1 pseudogene is annotated in these 1,273 nt (G+C 76.2%); it reads left to right on the forward strand.

Annotation, left to right across the window (positions count from 1 at the left end):
* Positions 1-146: 146 nt before the first annotated feature.
* Positions 147-1,273 (forward strand): annotated as a pseudogene (locus tag FPZ41_RS47740) (hypothetical protein); the annotation flags it as partial.

Genomic DNA, 1,273 nt, shown 5'->3' on the forward strand with positions numbered 1-1,273 from the left:
CCCCTGACCCCCGTTCACTGCGCCGCGGCCCGTGAACCTGGTTGAATCCATGCTGGGCCGCGTCCGCCGGGGTGACCCCGGACGCGGAGTCGACGATCTGTCATGACCGCCGGCGAGTCGTGCCGCGGGCCAGGTGTGGGGAGAGCATGAACCAGGGGAAGCCCACGAAGGCGAAGTGGTGGAGCCGCCCCCGAGCCCAGGGCACGGAGGCCGACCTGACGCCGGAGCACATGACTGCGGTGAATGTGCCGTCGGGGCCGGAGGACGGCCGGGGCACGGAGCCGGGCCTCAGGGGCACCGAGGGCCCGACAGAGGGTTCCCCGGCCGGCCAGAGTGCGGCGGTGACGAGTTCGGCGGTGGTTCAGGACGGCGTGGCCGGTCCGGCGGAGGCGAGTGCGGCGGTGACGGTGAGGGCGGGAGCAACTGACGTCGGCGGCGGCGACGATGGCGGCGACTTCGAGTTGCGGCGCCCGGACGAGGCGGCTCCCGACGATGCTGCGGCGACCGACGGCGACTTCGAGCTGGCCCGGCCCGAGGGCAGGGCTGTGCGGGGCGAGAGCCGTGCTGCGGTGGTGCGTGAAGAGCGAGGCGGTGAGGGCGACTTCGAGCTCGAACGGCCGGTTGCTGCCGCGACGCCTGCGCCCATGCCCGCGTCCGCACCTGCACCTTTGCCCGCGCCCGGTTCCGAGCCCGCCCCCCCGCCTGTACTCGATTCCAAGCCCGAGCCCGTGTCCGGTGCGGTGACCGAGGCGAGCAGCGTGGCCGAGGCCGCCGGTCACCCCGTACCCACCGATGCCGTACCGGCGAGCGCCGCGCCCGCCGGCGACGCGGCCTCCCTCCCCATACCCGAAGCCGACCTACCCCGGGGCAGCGAGGAAGGCGCCCGTGCGGACGCCCCCGCAGGCGTCTTCGGAGAGCGGCCCAAGCCGCTGCACGACCCCGATCCCTACAGCACCCCGCCCTACGGCGAGCCGGGGCCGTGGGCGCCCGCGCCGCCGGTTCAGCACCCGGGAACTCCCGCGCACGGTACGGCCGTTCCGCAGATGCCCCCGTCCCACGGAGTGCCCGCCGCTGCGGCGCAGGCTCCGGCGCCCGGAATGCCCGGCCCCGCCGTCGGCGCGCCCCATGGCACGACCATGCCGCCCGCTTCCCCTCAGCCCTCGGCCCCGCCCGAGCAGGGAGTCACCCCCGTCACGAGCGGCACACCGGCCCCGGCGCAAGGCCCAGGGGCGGCAGCCCCCGCCCCGGCCCCGGAGGCCACGCAGTCCAGCGG

This window comes from Streptomyces acidicola (assembly GCF_009377235.1).
In the GTDB taxonomy this organism is placed as follows: Bacteria; Actinomycetota; Actinomycetes; order Streptomycetales; family Streptomycetaceae; genus Streptomyces; species Streptomyces acidicola.